Raw genomic sequence first — 21,711 nt, 5'->3', positions numbered from 1 at the left:
TGCCACGTTTCCACTGCGCACATCGCTCGGCTTTGCCGCTCCTTTCCGCTCGCAGCGCGGTGCGGCGATGAGCGCGCTGCCGGCCGCAGTGCCCGGCGTCCGCCTGCGCGGCACGCGTGCGCTGGAAGCGCTGAATTTCACCCTGGCCGACGTGCAGGACGGGCTCGGCCCGTTCCTGAGCGTGTTCCTGCAATCCAAGGGCTGGTCGGTGGCGGCGATCGGCTCGGTGATGAGCGTGGGCGGCATCGCCGGCATGCTCGCGACCACGCCCGGCGGCGCGCTGGTCGATGCGACCCGGCGCAAGCGCAGCATCGTGGTGGTCGGTTGCACGCTGATCCTGCTGGCCTCGGCGCTGCTGTGGTGGGCGCCGAGCTTCGCCGGTGTGGTGGCCGCGCAGGTGATGACCGCGCTCGCCGCCGCGGCGCTGGGTCCGGCGCTGTCGGGCATCACCCTGGGCCTGGTGCGGCAGGCCGGGTTCGATCACCAGATCGCGCGCAACCAGGTCGGCAGCCATGCCGGCAACGTGGTTGCGGCGGCGCTGGCCGGCCTGCTCGGCTGGAAATTCGGCTTCGGCGCGGTGTTCGCGCTGACCGGTTGCTTCGGCGTGCTGGCGATCGCCTCGGTGCTGCTGATCCCGCGCGATGCGATCGACCATCGCGCCGCGCGCGGCCTGGCCGATGCCGGCACGCACGGCGCGGACCGCGCCAGCGGCTGGTCGGTGCTGCTGACCTGCAAGCCGCTGCTGGTGCTGGCGACGGCACTGGCGCTGTTCCATCTGGGCAATGCGGCGATGCTGCCGCTGTACGGCATGGCCGTGGTCGCCGCGCACCAGGGCGATCCCAGTGCGCTGACCGCGACCACGATCATCGTCGCGCAGGCGACGATGGTGGTGGTCTCGCTGCTGGCGATGCGCCTGATCCGCGTGCGCGGGCACTGGTGGGTGATGCTGCTGACCTTCCTGGCGCTGCCGCTGCGCGGCCTGATCGCGGCCAGCCTGATCCACAGCTGGGGCGTGTTCCCGGTGCAGATCCTCGACGGGATCGGCGCCGGCCTGCAGAGCGTGGTGGTGCCGGCGCTGGTGGCGCGGCTGCTGCAGGGCACCGGCCGGGTCAACGTCGGCCAGGGCGCGGTGATGACCGTGCAAGGCATCGGCGCGGCGCTGAGCCCGGCGCTGGGCGGCTGGATCGCGCAGGACTTCGGCTACCGCGCCGCGTTCCTGCTGCTCGGCGGCATCTCGCTGCTGTCGCTGGCGCTGTGGGTGGGCTTCCGCAAGCAGTTGCTGCAGGTGGCCGGGGTGCCGGCGGCGGACGTTGCGGCAGCGCCAGCGCCGGCATGACCCGCCGCCGCGATCGCACCGCGCCGCGCTGAATCAGTCCGCCGTCACGCCCGCCACCACGTCGCAGGCAATCCCGGCCGCGGCCAGTCGCGTGGCCAACTGCGCGTGCGGCGCCTGCCGGAACGCATCGCCCGGTTTCAGGCTGACCACGCGCTGCCCGGCCTGCACCTGCTCGACCAGCAACGCCAGGTGCGCGTCGGCGTCGGCCGGCAGCGGCTGCCGCGTCGCATCGCGTCGCGCCAGGCTCAGCACCGCGGCATCCACCGCGGGATCGCACAGCAACAGGTCGGCCTGGTTCAACGCGCGCAGCGCCTTCAGCGTCAGCGCACCGGGATCGCCGTTGCCGGTGCCGACCAGCCACACGCTGCCGCGGCGCGGCACGTCCTCCCCGCTGCGTTGCAAGGCATCGTGGAAGGCCTGCTCGGCGGCCTGGGTCTGCCCGCTCTGCAGCAGCACCTGCACCGGGCCTTCCAGCACCTGTTCGAACCAGCGCCGGCGCTGCGCCAGCTGCGGCAGGCGCGCGCGGATCGCCTCGCGGTGGCGCGCGAACAGCTGCGCCAGCTGCGCGTAGGAATGGTCCAGCTCGGTCTCCCAGCGCTCGCGCAGGCGCCGCGCCAGCATCGGCGCCGCACCGCTGGAGGAGATCGCCACCAGCAGCGGATCGCGGTCGATGATCGCCGGCACCTGGAACGTGGACAGCTCGGCGTCGTCGACCACGTTGACCAGCTTGCGGCGCTGCCCGGCCTGCGCGGCGAGTTCGCGGTTGAAGGCGTTGTCGTCTGTGGCCGCGACCACCAGCCAGGCGTCGTCCAGCCACTGCGCATCGAACGCGCCATCGACCCGCTGCAGGCGGCCCTGCGCCAGCCACTGCGCCACCGTGGCATTGAGCGCATGCGCGTACACCAGCACCTGCGCGCCGGCGTGCAGCAGCGCTTCGATCTTGCGCATCGCCACCTCGCCGCCGCCGACCACCAGCACGCGGCGCCCGGCCAGATCGGCGAACAAGGGATACAGCGGCATGCGGACTCCTGCGGGGTGGGGGACGGCTCGCTGCGGACGCGTGTTGCATGGCACCATGCGGGTCAGCCAACTTCCGTTAGCCAGGCCCGAATGCTGCGCGTCCTGCTGGTCAACGATACCGAAAAGCCGATCGGGCAGCTGCGCCAGGCGCTGCTCGACGCCGGCTACGAGGTGTTGGACGAGGTCGCCGCGGCGCCGGCGCTGCTCAAGGCGGTGTCCACCCAGCAGCCGGACGTGGTCATCATCGACGTCGATTCGCCCTCGCGCGACACCCTCGAGCAACTGGCGCTGATCCACCGCCAGGCGCCGCGCCCGGTGGTGATGTTCTCCGCCGACGGCGACGACCAGCTGATCCGCGCCGCGGTGAGCGCCGGCGTCACCACCTATGTGGTCGACGGCCTGGCGCCGGCGCGGCTGGCGCCGATCGTGCAGGTGGCGCTGGCGCGCTTCGAACAGGAAGCGGGCATGCGCCGGCAACTGGACGAAGTGCAGGGCAAGCTGCGCGACCGCGAACAGATCGACCGCGCCAAGCGCCTGCTGATGGACAAGCGTGGCATGAGCGAGAACGAGGCCTATGCCGCGCTGCGGCAGCAGGCGATGAAGCAGGGACTGAAGCTGGCCGACGTCGCCCAGCGCATCCTCGCGATGGCCGACCTGCTGGGATGAGGAAGCGATGAGCGCACCACTGCACCCCGAACCGCGCACCCTGCGCCTGGGCTACCTGCCGCTGATCGACTGCGCGCCGCTGATCGCCGCGGTGCGGCTGGGCCTGGACCGCCGCCACGGCCTGCGCCTGGAGCTGCAGCGGCAGGCCTCGTGGGCGGCGGTGCGCGACAAACTGCTGTCCGGCGAACTGGACGCGGCGCATGCGCTGGCCGGGCTGGTCTACGGCGTGGAATGCGGCATCGGCGGCCCGCAAGCGGACATGGCGATCCTGCTCACGCTCAACCAGAACGGCCAGGCCATCACCCTGGCGCCGGCGCTGGCCGACGCGCTCGCGCGCGGCACGCCGCTGCGCGAGGCCTTGGCCGCGCTGGGGCGCCCGCCGGTGTTCGCGCAGACCTTCCCCACCGGCACGCATGCGATGTGGCTGTACTACTGGCTGGCGGCGCAGGGCGTGGACCCGCTCGGTGACATCCAGGCGGTGACCCTGCCGCCGCCGCAGATGCCCGGCGCGCTGGCGCGTGGCGAACTGGACGGCTACTGCGCCGGCGAACCGTGGGCGGCGCAGGCCGAGGCGATGGGCGTGGGCCTGCGCGTGATCCGCAGCGGCCAGCTATGGCCCGGGCATCCGGAAAAAGTGTTGGCCTGCCGCCGCGCCTTCGCCGCGCTGCAGCCGGAACTGGCGACCGCATTGACCGCGACACTGTTGGAGGCCTGCCGCTGGCTCGATGATCCCGCGCACCGCCGCGACGCGGTGGCGTGGCTGGCGGAGCCGGAGGTGATCGGATTGCCGGCCGAGCGCATCGCCGCGTGCCTGTTGCCCGGTGGCGCCGCCGATGCGGGCGCCGACCCGCAGGGGCTGCGCTTCCATGCCGGTGGCTTGGCGAACATGCCGTGGCTGTCGGATGGACGCTGGTTCCTGCAGCAGTTCCGGCGTTGGGGGTGGTTGCCGGTGAGCGAAGCGGGGGCCGAGCAGGATGAGGTACACGATGCGGAGATCGTGGCGCGGGTGCATCGGCTGGAAACGTATCGCGCCGCCGCTACGCAGTTGGAGATCGCGGTCCCGGCGCGCGACGAGCGCGAGGACGGGTTGCCGGATTGGGGTGCTGGACGCGGGCCTGCCTAGCGCCGGCACAAACTGGAATGGCGGAGCTTCGGCATTCGCGGCGTCCATGCGTTCTCAGAGCGGTGGTGGCGTGAAAGATCTCAATAAAAATCAATGGATTATCGCGATAGGCGCGAACGTGGATGCCATGGGAATCGCCATGATGTGTGTACATTGTGCACACAGTGGGCTGCACAAGAACGCCGTTATCGGTACGTAGGGCAGATAGCAAGGGGAGCACTCGCGATGAGCGCCGTCACCAGCAAAGTCATCAATTTTCGGGCGCCTGCCGCCAAACAGGCGCTGATCGACCATGCCGTGGAAGTCAGCGGCATGAATCGCACCGAGTTCATCCTCGACGCCGTGTGCGAGAAGGCGCGCGAGGTGCTGGCCGACCAGACCCGGTTCGCCCTGAGCCGGCAACAACTGCAGCGCTTCAATGCGCTGCTCGATGCACCGCTGGAGGGCAATGCGGCGATCCGTCGTCTGCTGAGTACCCCGGCGCCCTGGGAGCGCTGAGGTTGCCGCTCACTGCGCCCGGCCCGCTCAACGATGGGCATCGGCTGGCCGACTTCCGGTGCAGTGCGCCGGAACTGACCAAGGGGTTGTTGGAGCGAGCGCGTCAGAATCAGCTGTCCGGTGCATCCAGGTGCTTCGTCGTCTGCGACGGGCAGCAGCACGTTGTGGGCTACTACGCATTGGCGGCCGGTGTGGTGGCGCATGAAGACGCGCCTGGCCGCATCCGCCGCAACATGCCCAACCCGGTCCGGTCATCGTCCTGGGGCGTCTGGCCGTGCACGTCGACTGGGTCGGCCAAGGAATCGGCAGGGGATTGCTCAAGGACGCCGTGCAACGAACCCTGCAGGTGTGCGAGCAGGTGGGCGCCCGAGCGTTGCTGTGTCACGCCATCGATGAAGCAGCGAAGGCGTTCTATCTCAAACACGGCTTCACCGCCTCGCCCATTCACGACATGACGGTGATGTTGCCGCTCAGGTGATACTGGATACTTCTGTCCACGTCGCATGGGAGAGGGGCTGCGCGGTACGCTCGCTGCAGTCGACCTCGCCCGCAACGCGGCTCTGCGCACACGCTCGCCAATGGATGACGAATGGCCAATGCACTCATTGCCCTGGTGCTGATCGAGGGCTTGCTGCTGGTTTTGTGGAACCGGGCCTATTGGTCGTGGGGGATTCCGGTGTTCAGTCGTCGCATCGCGGTGCCGACCGCGGCGTTGCTGCGCTTTCCTTTCGATCGGCTGGAAGGCGAAGTCGCGATGGAGAAGTGGCCCACACTGGCGTTCCGCCCGCTGTCCGCACGGAGCTGGGCGTTCCGCGAAAGCGTCGGTCTCCACTTCGGCTGGCGATACCCGCCGATCATGCGCGGGCTGATCGTGGTCGACCGGCGGCGCAGCGAGATCCGCGTGGTCGGCGTGTGCAATTGGTCGGCGCTGTTCGCCGCCGCGACGCTGGTCCCGGCCATTGCCGTGAAGCCCGCCGCGGTGTTGATCGTCGCAGTGCTGCTCGGCGGAAGCTATCTCATGCAGAGGCACAGGTTCATGGCCGTCGATGCGGCGGTGCGCAGGCTGATGCTGCACTGCGAGCCGGAGCGGCCGATCGTCCACGGCGACACCCGGGCCGAGCAACGCGGTTAGGCCTGGCGCATCGGGAAGTGGCGAATGGCCGCGTCTGGTCGGTGGCGGACAGAAGCGCACTGGCATCGCCCCGGTGGAAGGGGTAATTGCAGAATGCAGCTGAGATCCGCCCCGGGTCTTGTGAAAGATCATCGCGGGCTTGGATGCATGCTCGTTACGCTTCATGGGCGACAAAGGGATCCATCGCACCAAGTACGACGATCATCCGAGTGTCGCGCGGTTCTCGGCGCGATTACGAGCCAGGTGGGCAGTGCGCCAGGTAGCACGAAGCCCAACGTGACCAGCGGTCCGTGCAGATTGCAGGTCATGGACAGGGAGGGGCTACAACGCCTGGCTCGCGTCTGCGCACGCTAGAACTCACCTGAGCGTAGCCCACTTACCGTTCAAATGAAGATGCGAAGCCGTAGTCGGGCTGCAACCGTCATGCGCTCGTCATCTGGGATGCCTACCTTGCGGCGCACTTCAGGGGGAAAGGCGACACAGGTGGCCGAGCAGGCAAGACGGCGCCTGGCGCGCATGTTCGAGGACCACGCGCAGCTGCTGCGCGGCTTCTTCGTGCGGCGCGGCGCGCGGCAGGATGCCGAGGACCTGGTGCAGGAAACCTATCTACGCCTGCTGCGTGCGCATCAAGGCAACGGCGAGCCGATCGCCAATCCGGAAGCCTACCTGTTCACCGTCGCGCAGAACCTGGCGCGCGAGCAGGCCGCGCGCCGGCGCTGGTCGACGCTGCCCATCGAAGAGATCGAGGACCTGGGCCAGAGTCTGGCCAGCGGGGAATGCGTGGAAGATGCCGCCGAACGCGAACAGCGCCGCCAGCGCCTGCAGACGTTGCTAGCCACCCTTCCGGAGCACACGCGGGCCGTCCTGGTCATGCAGTACCGCGATGGATTGAGCTACAAGCAGATCGCCGAGCGCATGGGCGTGTCGCCGCACATGGTGAAAAAGCACGTGGTGCGCGGGCTTTCGGTGTGCCGCCGGGCGATGGCCGAACCGGCAGGGAGGCCCTGAGCATGGCCGTTGAACATCCGTCGGCGCTGACCCATGCCGCCGCGCACTGGCACGCCCTGCAGCGCGAGGGCGAACTGAGCCCTTCGCAGCAGCGCGCCTTCATGCAGTGGCTGCTGGTCTCGCCCGAACATCTGCGCGAGTACATGGCCATCAGCGAGGTGGCCGGTGCGCTCGGGGAAGCGCTCCGCGCCATGCCCGTCGACGTGGATACGCTGCTGCAGGCCCCCGCGCCCGCCGGCAACGACCATAACGTGGTGCGTCTTTCACCGCGTCCGGCCGCTGCGCCGACAGCGCGGACGGCCCGCCCTATGCGAGGACTGCCACGCATCGCGGCGGCGGCGGCGCTGCTGCTGCTGGGCGTGGGGGTGTTCACCACCGTGGCCTGGCCTCGCACCGCGCACTACGTGGCCGCGCATGGCGCACCGCGACAGATCACCCTGGCGGACAACACCGTGGTGCACCTGGATGCGGAAAGCGAGATATCGGTACGCATGACCCTGCTGGGGCGACGCGTCGAGCTCGAACGCGGCCAGGCCAGCTTCGTGGTGGGCAGGGACCGCCGCCCCTTCGCGGTACACGCCGCAGGCCTGCAGGTGACCGACATCGGCACCACGTTCGACGTCTCGCTGCTGCGTGAGCAGGCCCGCATCTGTGTGAGCGAGGGGCGCGTGCACGTGCGCGGCGATGGCGGACGCGGACGCATGCTGGCCAACCTGGGCGCGGGGCAGGCGGCGCAGGTCGACTACCGCGACCAGCAGGTGCGGGTGAGCGAGGAGGACGCCGCCAGCATGACCGCATGGTGGAAGGGCCGCGTGGTGTTCCGCGACGAGCCGCTGCGGGACGTGGCCGACCGCTTCAACCGACGCAACACGCTGCGCCTGCACGTGAGCGACGACGCCGGCGCGCTGCGCCTCACCGGCAACCTGCGTGCGGATGACGTGGCGTCGCTGCGCGCGTTCCTTGACCAGCAGCCGACGCTGGTCACGCAGCGCAGGGCGGACGGTATCCACGTGCGGATGCGCGCCGCGCCGCCGCCGCTGTAAGAAAAAATTCATCGAAAACGTGGTGCCCGATCAGTGCGCTGCGCCCTCGTAGTTGGGGAAAGCAGGAACAAACCCGTTCCGCGACCACCGCCATTTCCTCACTGGATCCCACGATGCGCCGCACACTGTTCCTTTCCATCGCCCTTGCACTGCAGGCCACCACCACGGCGGGTGCCAACGCCGCAGAACCGGCCCGCGTGGCCAGCGAGGCCATCGCCTCGCAGCCGCTGGACATGGCGCTCAATGCCTTGTCGCGCCAGACCGGCCTGCAGTTCGTCTACAACGCACAGAGTGCGGGCAACCCGCGCACGCCGGGCGTGCCCGCCGGGCTGAGCGCGGATGCCGCGCTCAGCCGCCTGCTGGCCGGCACCGGGCTGCGCTACCGCTATCTCAATGCCACCACGGTCACCATCGAAGCGCAGCACAATGCCTCGCCGGCCCCGACTTCCGCACTGGCAGCAGCGGGTACGGCGGTGGTGGCGGCCACGGCTTCGGCCCAGGACGGCGTGGATGCCCCCGCTGCGGAAGCCGCCAACCTGGAAACCATCCAGGTGACCGGCAGCTACAGCCGCAGCCTGGAACAGGCCGTGGACATCAAGCGAAACACCGTGGGCTTTTCCGACTCGATCGTCGCAACCGACGTGGCCGACTTTCCCGAGCAGAACCTCGCCGAAGCCCTGCAGCGTGTCCCGGGCGTGACCATCGAACGCAGCAAGGGCCTGGGCACCAAGGTCAATGTGCGTGGCTTGCCTTCGGAGTACACCCACGTTTCGATCAACGACCTGGCGACGGCCTCGGGCAGTGGCGGGCGTGACGTGGAGTTCGACATGTTCGCCTCGGAGATCATCCAGCAGGTCACCGTGCAGAAGTCACCCACGGCCGCGGACGAAGAGGGCGGCATTGCCGGCTCGGTGAAGATCTCCACCGCACGCCCGTTCGACTACAACGAACGCAAGCTGGTGTTCTCCGCCGAGGGCGCGCACAACAGCATCTCGGAGGAGGTGGACCCGCGCTTGGCCTTCCTCGCCGCCGATACCTGGGGCGACTGGGGTGCGCTTGTGTCGTACTCGCAGTCCAAGCGCACCAACCGCACCGACTCGACTTCGGGCATCAACTTCCGCCCGTCCTCGCGCTTCCTGACCGCCTCGGGCACCCGCGGCACCCAGGCACAGGCCGTGCTGCTGCGCGACGCGGGTGTCAACATCAGCAACCGCAATGACGCCGACCAGACCAACCTGGTGGTATTCCAGGACAAGGTTGGCGACCGCGTCTACCTCAACGAGCAGGACAAGTGGGGCGCGACCGGTTCGCTGCAGTACAAGCCGAGCAACAACTTCAGCCTGACCTTCGACGCGATGGTGGGTGGCTACGACAGCACCGAGGACGAGTACGACGCGGCGGCCTATTCGGCCTCCAGCCGCAGCACCTTCGACACCATCCACGAGTACGACGCCACCACGCTGTCCGAATACGGCATGGTGGTGTTGCGCGATGTGTCCTACACCGCGACCCAGCACGAGATGCTGAGCAAGGAACGGATCAACAAGACCGACTACAGCCAGTACAGCCTGGCGATGGACTGGAAGGGCGACAGTTGGTACGTGGATGCGCTGGTGGGCTATTCCGGTGCGGAGAAGACCTCGGATTTCTCCAACCTCAAGCACGTGGCCTATGCGCCCTCGCGCACCCGCTGGACCGGACGCAGCGGCGAAACGATCCCCACCGCCGCGGCGGGCAGCTTCGACATGTACAACGCCCCGGGCCGGTACCTGTTCGAAGCGTATGAGACCACGCTGGAGAAGGTGCAGGACGACAAGTACGCCGCCCAGGTCAATGTCACCCGTCTGCTGGATATGGCCTTCCTGCCGGCGCTGCACACGGTCAAGTTCGGCGCGCGTTACACCGATCGCTCCAAGCAGCGCCAGTACGGGGAGCTGAAAATCACCGGGCCGACCGCCGGCAGCGCCGCCTGGGTCAATACCCGCACGATGGCCGACAGTCCGCTGCAGTCCATCGACGACATCGTCCCGGGCGGCAGCTACTCCAACAAAGGGCTGAACTGGCAGCAGATTTCCAACGAGTACGCCCGCAGCGCGTTCCGCTACGATGGCTTCTACACCCCCTTCGACCCGGGCCAGTACTACCAGGTCGACGAGAAGGTGATGAGCCTCTACGCCATGACCGATTTCGCCTTCGACATCGGCAGCGTGCCGTTCAGCGTCAACGCCGGCGCGCGCTACGTGGATACGCAGGTCGATTCGTTCGGTTATCACCCGATCCAGCGTCCCAACGGCAGCACCGGCTACACCGATACCCCGGTGTCGAAGGACGGCAGCTACGACGACCTGCTGCCCAGCTTCAACATGACCGCCGAACTCTCGCCCGGCCTGCTGCTGCGTGCCGCCGCGTCCAAGGTGATGATGCGCCCGGCGCTGACCGACATCGCCTACAAGCGTACCGCCAGCTGGAGCTCCTACCGCTTCACCGACGGCAATCCGGCGCTCAAGCCGACCTACGCCAAGCAGTGGGAAATCGGCGTGGAAAAGTATCTGGACAACGGCGCCCTGTTCGCCGCCAGCTACTTCCGCAAGAACATCGACGGCGTGGTGATCAATTCGCTGACCGGCGTGGTCGAGGACGTGGCGGTGTACAACGCCAACGGCAGCCTCAACGGCATCTACGACTTCGACGTGTACCAGCCGGTCAATGCCAAAGGGGCCTACGAGGTCGACGGCATCGAGCTGGTGGCGCAGTTGCCGCTGAACATGGTCACGCCCTGGCTGGATGGCTTCGGCATCAATGCCAACTACACCATGCTGGACAGCTCGCTGGCCGGTGAGTCCGACCTGGGCATCCGCACGCCGATGCCGGGTCTGTCGGAGAAGACCTGGAACCTCACCGCGTACTACGAGAACGAGCGCTTCGACGCCCGCGTGTCCTACAACCACAAGGACGAGTACGTCGAATCGATCGGCTACAACCTGTACCCGATCTGGCGCGATGCCTATGGCCAGATGGATGTCTCGATCGGCTACCGCATCACCGACTACATCAAGATCAGCCTGAAGGGCATCAACCTCACCAACGAGCGGACCAGCGGCTACACCATGGATCCCTCCTTCCCGACCATGGACGAGACCTCGGGCCGTCGCATCAGCCTGGGCGTGCGCGCGGACTTCTAAGGGATGGTTCAGCTGCGGGCGGCGTGCGGATCGGAAAGGGTCCGTACGTCGTCCGTACGCTTTTCAGGGATCACGTCATGAAGAAATGCCTAATGCTGGCGCTGCTCGCAGCGTCGGCTCCGGCGGTGTCCGCTCCCGCCACGGCTCCAGCCGATGCCGGCCGTCAGTGGCTGGCTGGCGACCACCACGTGCACAGCGAATGGAGCGTGGACTGGGACAGCAGCACGACGCCGCCCACGCCGGTGCGCGGTGGAGATTCGCCCTACAGCCGCAGCCGCAACGCGGCGCAGGCCAAAGCCTTCGGCCTGCGCTGGATGGTGCACACCGATCATGGTGGCCCCGGCCACTCTGCGGTCATGCGCGATCACGCCTACCCGGCACTTGTGCAGGCACGAGCCGACGTACCGGAAGTGATCCAGTTCAATGGCATGGAATTCGATGTACCGGCGGGGGAGCACGCCTCGCTGATCATCGCGCCAGGCCCGGGGGAGCTGGACCAGTTGGTCACCGCAGAACGCGACTTCAGCCGCAGCGAGCCTCTGCAGGGCAGCCGCGATACCGAACAGCAGATGCAGGCGGCACTGGCCTATCTGCGGGATCTGCGTCCTGCGCCGCTGATGTTCATCAATCACCCGTCGCGCACGGCGACCGGCATGGGCGAATGGGGGGCGGTCACGCCCGAGGAGCTCCGGGGTTGGCATGCGGCCGCGCCGAACGTGCTGGTCGGCATGGAAGGCGCACCGGGGCATCAGGCCATCCGCACCGAGCGCGGCCTGTACCGCAACGCGGACGCTCCCACCTTGGGTGGCTACGATCAGATGACCGCGCAGGTGGGCGGCATCTGGGACCAGATGCTGGCGGACGGCATTCGATTCTGGATCACGGCCAACTCCGACTCGCATGTGAACCTGCGCGACGGTGGACGCGACTATGACCCCGGTGAGTACAGCAAGACCTATGCATGGGCACGGCCGGACGCCGGGGACATCCTGGATGCACTGCGGTACGGCCGCATCTTCACGGTGACGGGTGACTTGATCGACGCGCTGGAGCTTCGGGTGGCGGGTGGTGATGTCACCGGGACCCCGGGGGACACGGTAACGCTGTCCGTTACACAGACGATGCAGGTGGAAGTGCGGGTACGGCAGCCGACGCGTGCCAACGCGAAGGGGCTGCGCCCGGCGCTGAAGCACATCGAACTGATCGTGGGCGGGAGGGGGGAGGACGGCACCCTGCAGATGCAGCGGCGTGGCTTTGACGTGGCGACGTGGGTGCGTGAGGGCGACTGGATCGTGGCACGTTGGTCACTGCCGGTGCCTTCGCGCGGGGCATTCGTACGAGCGCGGGGCAACAGCACTGGCGCCGTCGAGGCGCTGGTGGACGAACGCGGCGAAGATCCCTGGGACGATCTATGGTTCTACTCCAACCCGGTGTTCGTCAACGTCGCGGACGCGGCGCGGAGGTAGATGGGCGAGTGTGAACGCGGGAAAGGAGGCTGACGGAGATCGCACCGACGAACAAGGAAGGCTTGCCATGCCCGCTCCTGGTCGAAAGCGGACATTCGCCAGGTTCGCAGGCGGCTACTCGCGTGGCGGCCGGTGATCGCTGGATGCCGCGGTCACTGTTTGCCGCGATGGTTGTCCAAGCCCGATGGCTCCCCTGCCGCGCGCCGGCCTTGCCTCCAGGGCATCCAAAGCCACCTGGACTGGCTTATGATCCGCCCTCTCAACTCTCCCGCACCGGCATCATGGACCGAGCCCGTACGCGCCTTCCCCGTCGCCAGCGCCTGTGCGCGTGGGTCGCCATGCTGGCGCTGCTGGTGTGGTGCGCCGCGCCTGCGCTGGCGCAGACCGCGCGCAAACCTTCGCCCTACGAATACCGCCAGGGCAGCAACGCCGCGGTGCAGCCGACGCAGGGACCGGACTATCTGTCGCGCATCGACAGCCGTGCGCAGTTCATGCAGCTCGCCCGGGTCTACAACGCCGGCACCGCGCTGGAGATGCCGCATCTGATCTTCGTGATCGACCGGCAGCATGCGGCGCGCATCTACTACATCAACACGCCCCGCCACGCGCTGCACGAGGAATTCGTGCAGCGCCAGCGGCTGGTGCGCGCCATGGACAAGGCGACGCTCAACGCGCAGTACCGCGACCCGCAGCGGCGGTTCCTGTTCGGCACGCTGAGCTGGCAGCGGGATCTGCCGGGCTACACCTACGAGTTCTGGGAAGGCGACAAGCTCACCGCTGCGTTGCTGCGGCAGACCGACGAGGTGGTGCGCGCCTCGTTCCGCGACCCGATCCGCTTCAAGACCAACTCCACCCAGCACGAGCAGCTGGCCAGTTCCATGGGGCTGGCCTACGTCAGCCAGGAGGCGCTGCTGCGCGAGCAGCGGTTCCTGCCGTTGAACACGGGCCGCGCCGAAGGACGGCTGCGCATCGTGCGCTCGGAGGAACAGCTGCGCACGCTGTCGCCGCGCGACATCCCGGTCCTGGACGAAGTGCCCATCGCCTTGGCGCCGGTCGCGGGCCTGGTGACGCAGCGCCCGTCCACCCTGCTGTCCCACGTCAACCTGCTGGCCAAGGGGTGGGGCATTCCCAATGTCTACGTGCGCGATGCCCAGAACGCCCTGCGCCAGTACGACGGACGCTGGGTGGCGCTGGAGGTCACCCACAACGACTACCGGGTGACGCCACTGGCGCGTCCACCACGGACGCCATCGACCACCGCCGCCCGCCCGGCGGCGCGCAACCTGCCGCGCCCGGACCTGACGGTGGTCGCGCTCAAGCCCCTGGCGGCCCTGCGTGCGCGCGACAGCAGCCACTGCGGGGTGAAGGCGGCCAACCTCGGCACGCTGAAGGCGGCACTGCCGCCTGCTGCGCGCGTGCCGGACGGCTTCTGCATTCCGTTCTCGCACTATCAGGCGATGATGCAACGGCTGCGGATTCCGCAGCGTCTGCAGGAACTGCAGCGCCGCCCAGGGTTCGGGACCGACTCCAACATCCGCCGCGACACGCTGGCAGCGCTGCGCGCCGAGATCGCCGACGCCGCGCCCGATCCCGCCTTCGTGCGCGCGCTGGATGCGCAATGGCGGAGCCAACTGCAGGGCAGTGCGGTGTTCGTGCGCAGCTCGTCCAACTCCGAGGATCTGCCGGGCTTCAGTGGTGCCGGCCTGTACACCACCGTCCCCAACGTGACCCGCGCCGATGCCCTGGCCAAGGCCGTGCAGACGGTGTGGGCGTCGGTCTACAACTTCGAGGCCTACGAAGCGCGCACGGCGGCGGGGCTGGGCCAGGACGCGGTGGCGATGGCGGTGCTGGTGCAGCTGGCCGCGCCGTCGGACAGCTCGGGGGTGATGATCACCCGCGACCCGTTCGACGCCGCCCGCCGCCACATCACCTACATCTCGGCCAAGCGCGGGCTCGGCATCCGCGTGGTGGAGGGCAAGCGCCAGGCCGAACAGGTGATGTATTCGACCTGGTCCAAGGCGGTGCAGGTGCTGAGCCGCTCGGCGGAAGACACCCAGCTCGTGGCCAACGCCGCTGGCGGCGTCCGCGAAGTGCCCATCACCGGCTCGCGCCAGGTGCTGACCGACGCGCTCATCGCGCGGCTGGCCAAGGTCGGCGCCTCCACCAAGCAGGCGCTGGGCGGCGCGGACCAGGACATCGAATGGGCCGTGGTCGGCGACGAGGTGGTGATTCTGCAGTCGCGGCCGTATGTGGATCGGAGCGCGCGGTAGCGGGCTGCTGCCGGATCGCCGTGTCATGCCGCTTGCGCGAGCCTGCGCCTACGTCGCATCGCGTCAGCGACGCTTTGGGGAGCACATATGCGTTCGTCTGCCGATGTCCGCTTTTGGCTGAACCACGGACGAGCAGGGCAGATAGCTTCGGATGTAATGGGGTAGGAAGGTCGGCTTTCGACCCAAAGTTGACGGGGTCATCAGCCGCTTTGAAATGGCTAGGCTCGACTGCCAGTACCCGACTCAGGACCTGCCGCGGAGCAAGTCGTTCACCGAGTTGCCGATGGTTAGTATCAAGCCCTCTTGTCGCTGGTACTCATCTATCAGAGTGGGGCGAACCCACTTGGCGGGATAGGCCATCCCGTTGTAGGTGAAAGGGCTGAATCGCAGGCCATGCGCGACCGTGTCCGACTCAAAGTTCACCGAGTAGGAAACGTCTATGATGGAACGGTGTTTAGAATGGTTGCTCAGCGCCGCAAGGTAGTCGAAGCCCGGATTGTCCAGTAGAGCTCTCAGCTCATCCTTGACGAGCCCCGCATCGAGTTTCTTGCTGACATTGGACCAAGTGATGTCACGTTCTTTTTCGATGCGGGTGGCCAGGTCCAAGTTGGCGCCCAAGACGTAGTAAACAAAGTGAACCATATTGTCGGCGATCGCGTGCATGCTTTGGACGCACGCGACTGTGTGCGCGTACGCCTGAAATCGCGCGGTGGAGAACTTGCGCTCTTCAGTATCGAACGCTCCCAGGATCGCGGCGGTTAACTCAAAGACTTCGCGGTCTTGGAGAACATCTTCCATCCGGTCTTTGGCTTCGTTGAAGTGGTAGCGGCTGAAATCACGTCGGTCGCCAATGGTCCGCACACACTGGTTGACGATACGTACCTGATCATCACCAAACAGCCGCTTCACGTGTCCGCGAAGTTCTTTCAAATCCCACTTCATCAGCGCTCCTCAAAAAGGCGAGCGTGCGAACAGACGATCGACTTCCGCGCGCTCCTCATCCGAGTATGGCTTGCCCAAGTATTTTCCCGAGTAGTTCATGGCGCCGGTCAAGAAATAATGTGCGACCTGGCTGCACGAGTCGATGGACGTATCCAGGTAGATACAAAACGCGAAGCCTGCTTGCGGGGCCAACATGCCCATTTCCTCCAGCACGGCACGCAGCGCCGTGAGGTCTGAGAACGGTCCTGTGTGAGCGTCCATGCCCTTTGGGTGCAGCATCGCAAACCCGTCGAGCGTCGGGTGCACTGCCAGTGTGCAGAACTTGATGTAGATAGCCTCGCGCTGGCTCTTGCCAAAACCCGCGTCCTCGTCGAGGATCTTGCGCACGGCCGCGGGCCCGAAATCCCGCTTGAGAGTGCGCCGGTCCGCTTTGCACCACTTCTCGATGAGCGAAGGGTCCACGTGGAAGGCGTTGACAAGATTGGTAGTCTCCACGATGTCGCGCAGGATGAGCGTGGCCGCCTGGTAGTAGCCCGAAGCCATGAGCTTCCACGCGGTCGCAAAGCTGTTGAACGTGCGGATGCTTAGGTGGCTGATAGCTCGTTCGTAATCGTCAGCATGGTAGCGCTGGCGCAACATGTCCATCACGTTCATGGCGCGCTCGGTGATGTCCAGGTGGTCCGCCAAGCCATGGTTGGCTTCGATCAAGCGCACTGCGCGCTGGCGCAACTCCTCTTCGCCTTGGTGAAGTAATAATAGGTTGGCGGGAACAGTGTTATTGGAGGCGGACATGGCTCGCATAATAGCCGAGCATTACACTGTCATTCCTGCCGGGCCAGCGCCAGTGGATGGCAGCCGATACTCGGGGACGTCTGGAGTCTTAGACTGCTATTGGCCGGAAGCGGAATTGATGCGCCAAGGACGGCAGCGACGCCAGCACGCATCGTCCCCCACCCAGCAGTGTTATCGCTGTGCGCGTTCCAGCGTCAGCCGTGCCCGCGATGGGTCGTCCCCCAGCGCGGCGGCGCGCTCCAGCAACGCCAGCGCTGCGGCGCGCTCGGCGTCGCCGCCGCGTTCCAGGCGCATGAGCGCGGCGTTGTAGGCGGCGATGGCGCTGCCCTTGGCGGCGGCGCGTTCGAAGCCGGCCAGGGCCTTGTCCGGGCACAGGAACATGACGTCCCAGCCGGCCGCGGCCTGCGTCAACAGCGTGAGATCGGTGCCGGCAATCTCGTCCTCCACATACGTGGGCCAGCCCGCGGCCAACGCAGCGAACACGTCGGCGCCTTCGGGCAGGTAGTAGGCGCCGGCACCTTCGCGCACGGTGTAGGCCTGGCGCGTGGTGCGGCGGGAGCCGTCCTTGGAAAGCCAAAGGAAGCCGGCTTCGCCCTGCACTGGAAAGCCGTCCAGCGCCTTGGACACGCGATCGGCCAACGATGACACGCCCGGCTCCGGCGAGACGCCGGTCCATGACCCCAGCAGTTCGACGCGCTTCACCTTGGCGTCGCGTTGCGCGCGCACGGACGCGGCGATGTCGTCGGGAGTGAGAATGCGCCACTCCGCGTCGTACATGCGCCACGGGCTCGCCTGCAGGCCGAGGATGAAATCCGCATCGGTGTCCGGCACGGCGTCCATGTAGTCGTGGAGCGCACGCCCGGAATAGACGCAGTCAACCGAATCCTCGCTCGGCGAACAGGTGGTCACGCTGACCACGTCCGCCAGCGGGAGGTGGTGGTCGCACGCCCAGGTAGCGGGGCTGAGCAAGCAGAGGCCGAGCAGGGCGCGTTTCATCTGATGGGCGAAGGTTCGCGACAGGAAGGCGGAAAGCGTGCCGCTTCCCATGCGGTCCGGCAAGCAGGAGTGAGATGCCTGCTTGCGGTGGTCCGGCGCCGTACAAGGTGCGCATCGGCCACGTCGCCCAGGCCGCGGCCGTGTGCGTGCCAATGAGGCACGCGGCCGGCGTCGCAGTTGCCGCGGCGCACAATAAAGGTGCGCCGCGCACCACTTGTGTTCGTTGAGGCTCGCCGCGGTGGCTGCGCAAGCGGGTTGCAGGTTGCCGATGGATCCGCCAGTGCCTTGAATTTTATGGCGATTCTTCCGCTGTACTGGCGCCGAGGCGACTTGGCACGCCGATTGCGATAGCTCCAGCGCGGACGCAACGGGGTGTCCGCACCAATTCGATTCGGCAGGCGGGCCAACGGCGGTCCGCCTGCCCAGACAACGGCGTCTTCCGGTGCGAACCGGACGGCGCCGTTTTTGTTTTTCCCTCCCCTCGACTACCGCGTGCTGCGGGTGGTGTGCAGCGCTGCGGTCCAACGTTTCTCGGAGATGGCGCGGATGAATCGATCGTTCTGGCAATCCGGGCATACGCCCACGCTGTTGTCGGCGTTCCTGTATTTCGACCTGAGCTTCATGGTCTGGTACCTGCTCGGGCCGTTGCAGGTGCAGATCGCCGCGGCGCTGTCGCTGGATACGCAGCAGCGGGCGTTGATGGTGGCGGTGCCGATCCTGTGCGGGGCGGTGCTGCGGCTGTTCCTGGGCATGCTTGCCGACGTGATCGGCGCCAAGCGCGCGGGCATGCTGGCGCAGGTGCTGGTGATCGTGGCGCTGATGGTGGCGTGGCAGCTGGGCGTGCACAGTTTCGCGCAGGTGCTGTTGTTGGGGCTGATGCTGGGCGTAGCCGGGGCCTCGTTTGCGGTGGCGCTGCCGCTGGCCTCGCGCTGGTATCCGCCGCAGCATCAGGGCACGGCGATGGGCATCGCCGGCGCCGGCAATTCCGGCACGGTGTTCGCGGCGCTGTTCGCGCCGGTGCTGGCCACGGCGTTCGGCTACCAGGCGGTGTTCGGGCTGGCCTGCATCCCGCTGCTGCTGACCTTGCTGGTGTTCGCGGCGTTCGCCAAGGATGCGCCGGTGGAGGTGCCGCGCAAGCATCTGGGCGACTACGCGCGGGTGCTGGTCGGCAACCGCGATTCGTGGTGGTTCATGCTGTTCTACGCGATCACCTTCGGCGGTTTCGCCGGGTTCGCCAGTGCCTTGCCCGGTTACTTCCACGACCAGTTCGACTTCTCTCCCAAGCTCGCCGGTTGGGCCACCGCGGCGTGCGTGCTGGCCGGTTCGGTGATGCGTCCGCTGGGCGGTGCGCTGGCCGACCGCATCGGCGGCACGCGCACGCTGCTGTCGATCTATCTGCTGGTGGCGTTGCTGGTGGCCGCCGCGGCGGTCGGGGTCGGCGGTCCGGCGGCGACGGTGGCGCTGTTCGTGCTGACCCTGCTGTGCCTGGGCACCGGCAACGGCGCGGTGTTCCAGTTGGTGCCGCAGCGGTTCGGCCGCGACATCGGGCTGATGACCGGGCTGATCGGCATGGCCGGCGGCATCGGCGGGTTCCTGCTCGCCGCGGGGCTGGGCATCGTCAAGCAGCACACCGGCAGCTATGCGTTGGGGCTGTGGCTGTTCGCCGGCTGCGCGCTGCTGGCCTGGGGCCTGCTGTCCAACGTCAAGCAGCACTGGCGCAGCCAGTGGGCCGCGGCCGGCGCGGCGCGGGTCTGATCCTCTCCACCGAAGCGAGACGCGAATGAACAAGCCAAGACTGGTGGTGGTGGGCAACGGCATGGCCGGCATCCGCACCGTGGAAGAACTGCTCAAGCTGATGCCGGGGATGTACGACATCACCGTGTTCGGCGCCGAGCCGCATCCGAACTACAACCGCATCCTGCTCTCGCCGGTGCTGGCCGGCGAACAACGGTTCGACGAGATCGTGCTCAATCCGCTGGCCTGGTATGCGGAGCACGGCATCCGCCTGCACGTGGGCAAGGAAGTGACCCGCATCGACCGGATCAAGCGCAAGGTGATCGCCGCCGATGGCACCGAGGCGCCGTACGATCGCCTGCTGCTGGCCACCGGCTCGCTGCCGATCGTGCTGCCGGTGCCGGGCAAGGAGCTGAAGGGCGTGATCGGCTACCGCGACATGCACGACACGCAGACCATGATCGATACCGCCACGCGCAAGCGCCACGCGGTGGTGATCGGCGGCGGCCTGCTCGGCCTGGAGGCGGCCAACGGGCTCAAGCAGCGCGGCATGCAGGTGACCGTGGTGCACCTGGCCGACTGGCTGCTGGAGCGCCAGCTCGACCCGGTCGCCGGGCAGCTGCTGCAGCGCTCGCTCAGCGAACGCGGCCTGGACTTCCGCCTCGGCACCTCCACCACCGAACTGGTCGGCAACGCTGACGGCGAAGTGGTGGCGGTGAAGTTCTCCGACGGCAGCGAGGTGCCGGCCGACCTGGTGGTGATGGCCGCCGGCATCCGCCCCAACATCGCGCTGGCGCAGGCCGCCGGCATCCACTGCACGCGCGGCATCGTGGTCAACGACACGCTGCAGACCTTCGACCCGCGCGTGTACGCGGTCGGCGAATGCGCCAGCCACCGCGGCATCGCCTACGGCCTGGTCGCGCCGCTGTTCGAGCAGGCCAAGATCTGCGCCAACCACCTGGCCGGGTTCGGCATCGGCATCTACCGCGGCTCGGTGGCCTCGACCAAGCTCAAGGTCACCGGCATCGACCTGTTCTCGGCCGGCGATTTCATGGGCGGGGACGGCAGCGAGGAGATCGTGCTGTCCGACCCGGCCGGCGGCGTCTACAAGAAGCTGGTGCTGAAGGACGACAAGCTGGTCGGCGCCTGCCTGTACGGCGACACCAACGACGGCGCCTGGTATTTCCAGCTGCTCAAGGACGCCAGCCCGATCGGAGAGCGCCGCGAGCGGCTGATGTTCGGCGAGAGCGCGCTCGGCGACGCCGGCACCGCCGGCCAGGACCGTGCCAGCGCGATGCGCGACAGCGACGAGGTGTGCGGCTGCAACGGCGTGTGCAAGGGCACCATCGTCAAGGCGATCAACGCGCAAGGCCTGTTCACCGTCGACGAGGTCAAGAAGCAGACCAAGGCGGCCAGTTCCTGCGGTTCGTGCACCGGCCTGGTCGAGCAGATCCTGATGAATTGCCTGGGCTCCAACTTCCAGCAGACGCCCAAGACCAAGGCGGTGTGCGGCTGCACCGACCTCAGCCACGGCGAGGTGCGCCAGGCGATCCGCGAGGGCAAGTTGCTCACGCATGGCGCGGTGTATGCGCAGCTGCAGTGGCGCAGTCCCAATGGCTGCGCGACGTGTCGTCCGGCGATCAACTACTACCTGCTGTCGACCTGGCCGCGCGAGGCGGTGGACGATCCGCAGTCGCGCTTCATCAACGAACGCGCCCACGCCAACATCCAGAAGGACGGCACCTTCTCGGTGATCCCGCAGATGAAGGGCGGGGTGACCAACGCCTCGGAGCTGCGCCGCATCGCCGACGTGGCCGACAAGTACGCGGTGCCGATGGTCAAGGTCACCGGCGGCCAGCGCATCGACCTGCTCGGCATCCGCAAGGAAGACCTGGTGGGCGTGTGGAAGGACCTGGGGATGAATTCCGGGCATGCCTACGGCAAGTCGATCCGCACGGTGAAGACCTGCGTGGGCAGCGAGTTCTGCCGCTTCGGCACGCAGAACAGCACGCAGATGGGCATCGACTTGGAGACCATGCTGGCCAACATGTGGAGCCCGCACAAGGTGAAGCTGGCGGTGTCCGGCTGCCCGCGCAACTGCGCCGAGTCCGGGATCAAGGACGTGGGCATCATCGCGGTGGAGTCGGGTTGGGAGCTGCACATCGGCGGCAACGGCGGCATGAAGACCGAGGTCGCCAAGTTCCTGGTCAAGGTCAAGACCGCCGAGGAGGTGAAGGAGTACACCGGCGCATTCCTGCAGCTGTACCGCGAAGAGGCCTACTACCTGGACCGCACCGTGCACTACATCGAGCGCGTGGGCATGGACTACATCCGCCAGCGCGTGATCGAGGACGCGGGCAACCGCCGCGCGCTGTACGAGCGCCTGCTGTACGCGCTGGAAGGCCTGCCCGATCCGTGGGCCGAACGCATCGCCGGGGCCAAGCAGCGCGAGTTCCAGCCGCTGCGCGTGGCCGCGCCGCTGGCGCTGGTGGAGGACTGAGCG

General features: G+C 67.5%; 17 protein-coding genes. 13 read left to right on the top strand and 4 right to left on the bottom strand.

Features of this window, described 5'->3' with window-relative positions:
* Positions 1–67 precede the first annotated feature (67 nt).
* A complete protein-coding gene (locus tag VDQ83_RS08505; protein WP_455434577.1) occupies positions 68–1,336 on the top strand; it encodes an MFS transporter in 1,269 nt (422 codons plus the stop codon).
* Positions 1,337–1,369: 33 nt separating this feature from the next.
* On the opposite strand, the gene VDQ83_RS08500 is transcribed toward VDQ83_RS08505, so the two are convergent.
* Positions 1,370–2,356, bottom strand: coding sequence for an NAD(P)-dependent oxidoreductase (locus VDQ83_RS08500; RefSeq protein WP_455434576.1), 987 nt, complete (start codon positions 2,354–2,356; stop codon positions 1,370–1,372).
* A gap of 93 nt (positions 2,357–2,449) precedes the next feature.
* Here VDQ83_RS08500 and VDQ83_RS08495 point away from each other — a divergent pair, with 93 nt between their 5' ends.
* From VDQ83_RS08495 to VDQ83_RS08450, 10 genes are all read left to right on the top strand, one after another.
* On the top strand, positions 2,450–3,022 hold the full coding sequence (locus tag VDQ83_RS08495) for an ANTAR domain-containing response regulator (protein ID WP_263398532.1): 573 nt from the start codon (positions 2,450–2,452) through the stop codon (positions 3,020–3,022).
* Between the two features lie 7 nt (positions 3,023–3,029).
* Positions 3,030–4,145, top strand: a complete 1,116-nt coding sequence (locus tag VDQ83_RS08490) for a CmpA/NrtA family ABC transporter substrate-binding protein (protein ID WP_455434575.1) — start codon at positions 3,030–3,032, stop codon at positions 4,143–4,145.
* Between the two features lie 225 nt (positions 4,146–4,370).
* Complete coding sequence (locus VDQ83_RS08485; protein WP_455434574.1) at positions 4,371–4,643, top strand: type II toxin-antitoxin system TacA family antitoxin; 273 nt, start codon at positions 4,371–4,373, stop codon at positions 4,641–4,643.
* 274 nt (positions 4,644–4,917) lie between these two features.
* Positions 4,918–5,121 (top strand): GNAT family N-acetyltransferase, encoded by a 204-nt coding sequence (locus tag VDQ83_RS08480; protein ID WP_455434573.1) that lies wholly within the window; start codon positions 4,918–4,920, stop codon positions 5,119–5,121.
* A 111-nt stretch (positions 5,122–5,232) separates the two neighbouring features.
* The gene (locus VDQ83_RS08475) at positions 5,233–5,775 is read left to right on the top strand and encodes a hypothetical protein (protein WP_455434572.1); all 543 of its coding nucleotides are present in this window, start codon (positions 5,233–5,235) and stop codon (positions 5,773–5,775) included.
* A gap of 483 nt (positions 5,776–6,258) precedes the next feature.
* The gene (locus VDQ83_RS08470; RefSeq protein WP_455434571.1) at positions 6,259–6,783 is read left to right on the top strand and encodes an RNA polymerase sigma factor; all 525 of its coding nucleotides are present in this window, start codon (positions 6,259–6,261) and stop codon (positions 6,781–6,783) included.
* A gap of 2 nt (positions 6,784–6,785) precedes the next feature.
* Positions 6,786–7,826: a FecR family protein gene (locus VDQ83_RS08465; RefSeq protein ID WP_455434673.1), complete on the top strand. Its 1,041-nt coding sequence runs from the start codon at positions 6,786–6,788 to the stop codon at positions 7,824–7,826.
* Positions 7,827–7,939: 113 nt separating this feature from the next.
* A complete protein-coding gene (locus VDQ83_RS08460) occupies positions 7,940–11,008 on the top strand; it encodes a TonB-dependent receptor (protein ID WP_455434570.1) in 3,069 nt (1,022 codons plus the stop codon).
* A gap of 92 nt (positions 11,009–11,100) precedes the next feature.
* Positions 11,101–12,474: a hypothetical protein gene (locus tag VDQ83_RS08455; RefSeq protein WP_455434569.1), complete on the top strand. Its 1,374-nt coding sequence runs from the start codon at positions 11,101–11,103 to the stop codon at positions 12,472–12,474.
* Between the two features lie 281 nt (positions 12,475–12,755).
* Entirely contained in the window at positions 12,756–14,744 is a 1,989-nt protein-coding gene (locus tag VDQ83_RS08450; protein WP_455434568.1) for a PEP/pyruvate-binding domain-containing protein, read from the top strand.
* 243 nt (positions 14,745–14,987) lie between these two features.
* On the opposite strand, the gene VDQ83_RS08445 is transcribed toward VDQ83_RS08450, so the two are convergent.
* The 3 genes from VDQ83_RS08445 to VDQ83_RS08435 form a co-directional block, all read right to left on the bottom strand.
* Positions 14,988–15,686, bottom strand: coding sequence for a hypothetical protein (locus tag VDQ83_RS08445; protein ID WP_455434567.1), 699 nt, complete (start codon positions 15,684–15,686; stop codon positions 14,988–14,990).
* A 9-nt stretch (positions 15,687–15,695) separates the two neighbouring features.
* The gene (locus VDQ83_RS08440; RefSeq protein WP_455434566.1) at positions 15,696–16,478 is read right to left on the bottom strand and encodes a hypothetical protein; all 783 of its coding nucleotides are present in this window, start codon (positions 16,476–16,478) and stop codon (positions 15,696–15,698) included.
* 171 nt (positions 16,479–16,649) lie between these two features.
* A complete protein-coding gene (locus tag VDQ83_RS08435; RefSeq protein WP_455434565.1) occupies positions 16,650–17,525 on the bottom strand; it encodes a hypothetical protein in 876 nt (291 codons plus the stop codon).
* 534 nt (positions 17,526–18,059) lie between these two features.
* Here VDQ83_RS08435 and VDQ83_RS08430 point away from each other — a divergent pair.
* On the top strand, positions 18,060–19,229 hold the full coding sequence (locus VDQ83_RS08430) for a nitrate/nitrite transporter (RefSeq protein ID WP_455434672.1): 1,170 nt from the start codon (positions 18,060–18,062) through the stop codon (positions 19,227–19,229).
* A gap of 61 nt (positions 19,230–19,290) precedes the next feature.
* Positions 19,291–21,708: a nitrite reductase large subunit NirB gene (nirB, locus tag VDQ83_RS08425; protein WP_455434671.1), complete on the top strand. Its 2,418-nt coding sequence runs from the start codon at positions 19,291–19,293 to the stop codon at positions 21,706–21,708.
* Positions 21,709–21,711: the final 3 nt, after the last annotated feature.

This window comes from Xanthomonas sp. WHRI 7945, from assembly GCF_035026585.1.
The sequence above is the reverse complement of the archived record's forward strand: the minus strand, read 5'-3'. Positions and strand labels throughout refer to the sequence as shown.

Excerpts from the sequence above, each read along its gene's own strand:
- VDQ83_RS08505 (WP_455434577.1), top strand. The coding sequence starts at position 68 with ATGAGCGCGCTGCCGGCCGCAGTGCCCGGCGTCCGCCTGCGCGGCACG.
- VDQ83_RS08500 (WP_455434576.1), bottom strand. The coding sequence starts at position 2,356 with ATGCCGCTGTATCCCTTGTTCGCCGATCTGGCCGGGCGCCGCGTGCTG.
- VDQ83_RS08490 (WP_455434575.1), top strand. The coding sequence starts at position 3,030 with ATGAGCGCACCACTGCACCCCGAACCGCGCACCCTGCGCCTGGGCTAC.
- VDQ83_RS08485 (WP_455434574.1), top strand. The coding sequence starts at position 4,371 with ATGAGCGCCGTCACCAGCAAAGTCATCAATTTTCGGGCGCCTGCCGCC.
- VDQ83_RS08475 (WP_455434572.1), top strand. The coding sequence starts at position 5,233 with ATGGCCAATGCACTCATTGCCCTGGTGCTGATCGAGGGCTTGCTGCTG.
- VDQ83_RS08465 (WP_455434673.1), top strand. The coding sequence starts at position 6,786 with ATGGCCGTTGAACATCCGTCGGCGCTGACCCATGCCGCCGCGCACTGG.
- VDQ83_RS08460 (WP_455434570.1), top strand. The coding sequence starts at position 7,940 with ATGCGCCGCACACTGTTCCTTTCCATCGCCCTTGCACTGCAGGCCACC.
- VDQ83_RS08455 (WP_455434569.1), top strand. The coding sequence starts at position 11,101 with ATGCTGGCGCTGCTCGCAGCGTCGGCTCCGGCGGTGTCCGCTCCCGCC.
- VDQ83_RS08450 (WP_455434568.1), top strand. The coding sequence starts at position 12,756 with ATGGACCGAGCCCGTACGCGCCTTCCCCGTCGCCAGCGCCTGTGCGCG.
- VDQ83_RS08445 (WP_455434567.1), bottom strand. The coding sequence starts at position 15,686 with ATGAAGTGGGATTTGAAAGAACTTCGCGGACACGTGAAGCGGCTGTTT.
- VDQ83_RS08440 (WP_455434566.1), bottom strand. The coding sequence starts at position 16,478 with ATGTCCGCCTCCAATAACACTGTTCCCGCCAACCTATTATTACTTCAC.
- VDQ83_RS08435 (WP_455434565.1), bottom strand. The coding sequence starts at position 17,525 with ATGGGAAGCGGCACGCTTTCCGCCTTCCTGTCGCGAACCTTCGCCCAT.
- nirB (WP_455434671.1), top strand. The coding sequence starts at position 19,291 with ATGGCCGGCATCCGCACCGTGGAAGAACTGCTCAAGCTGATGCCGGGG.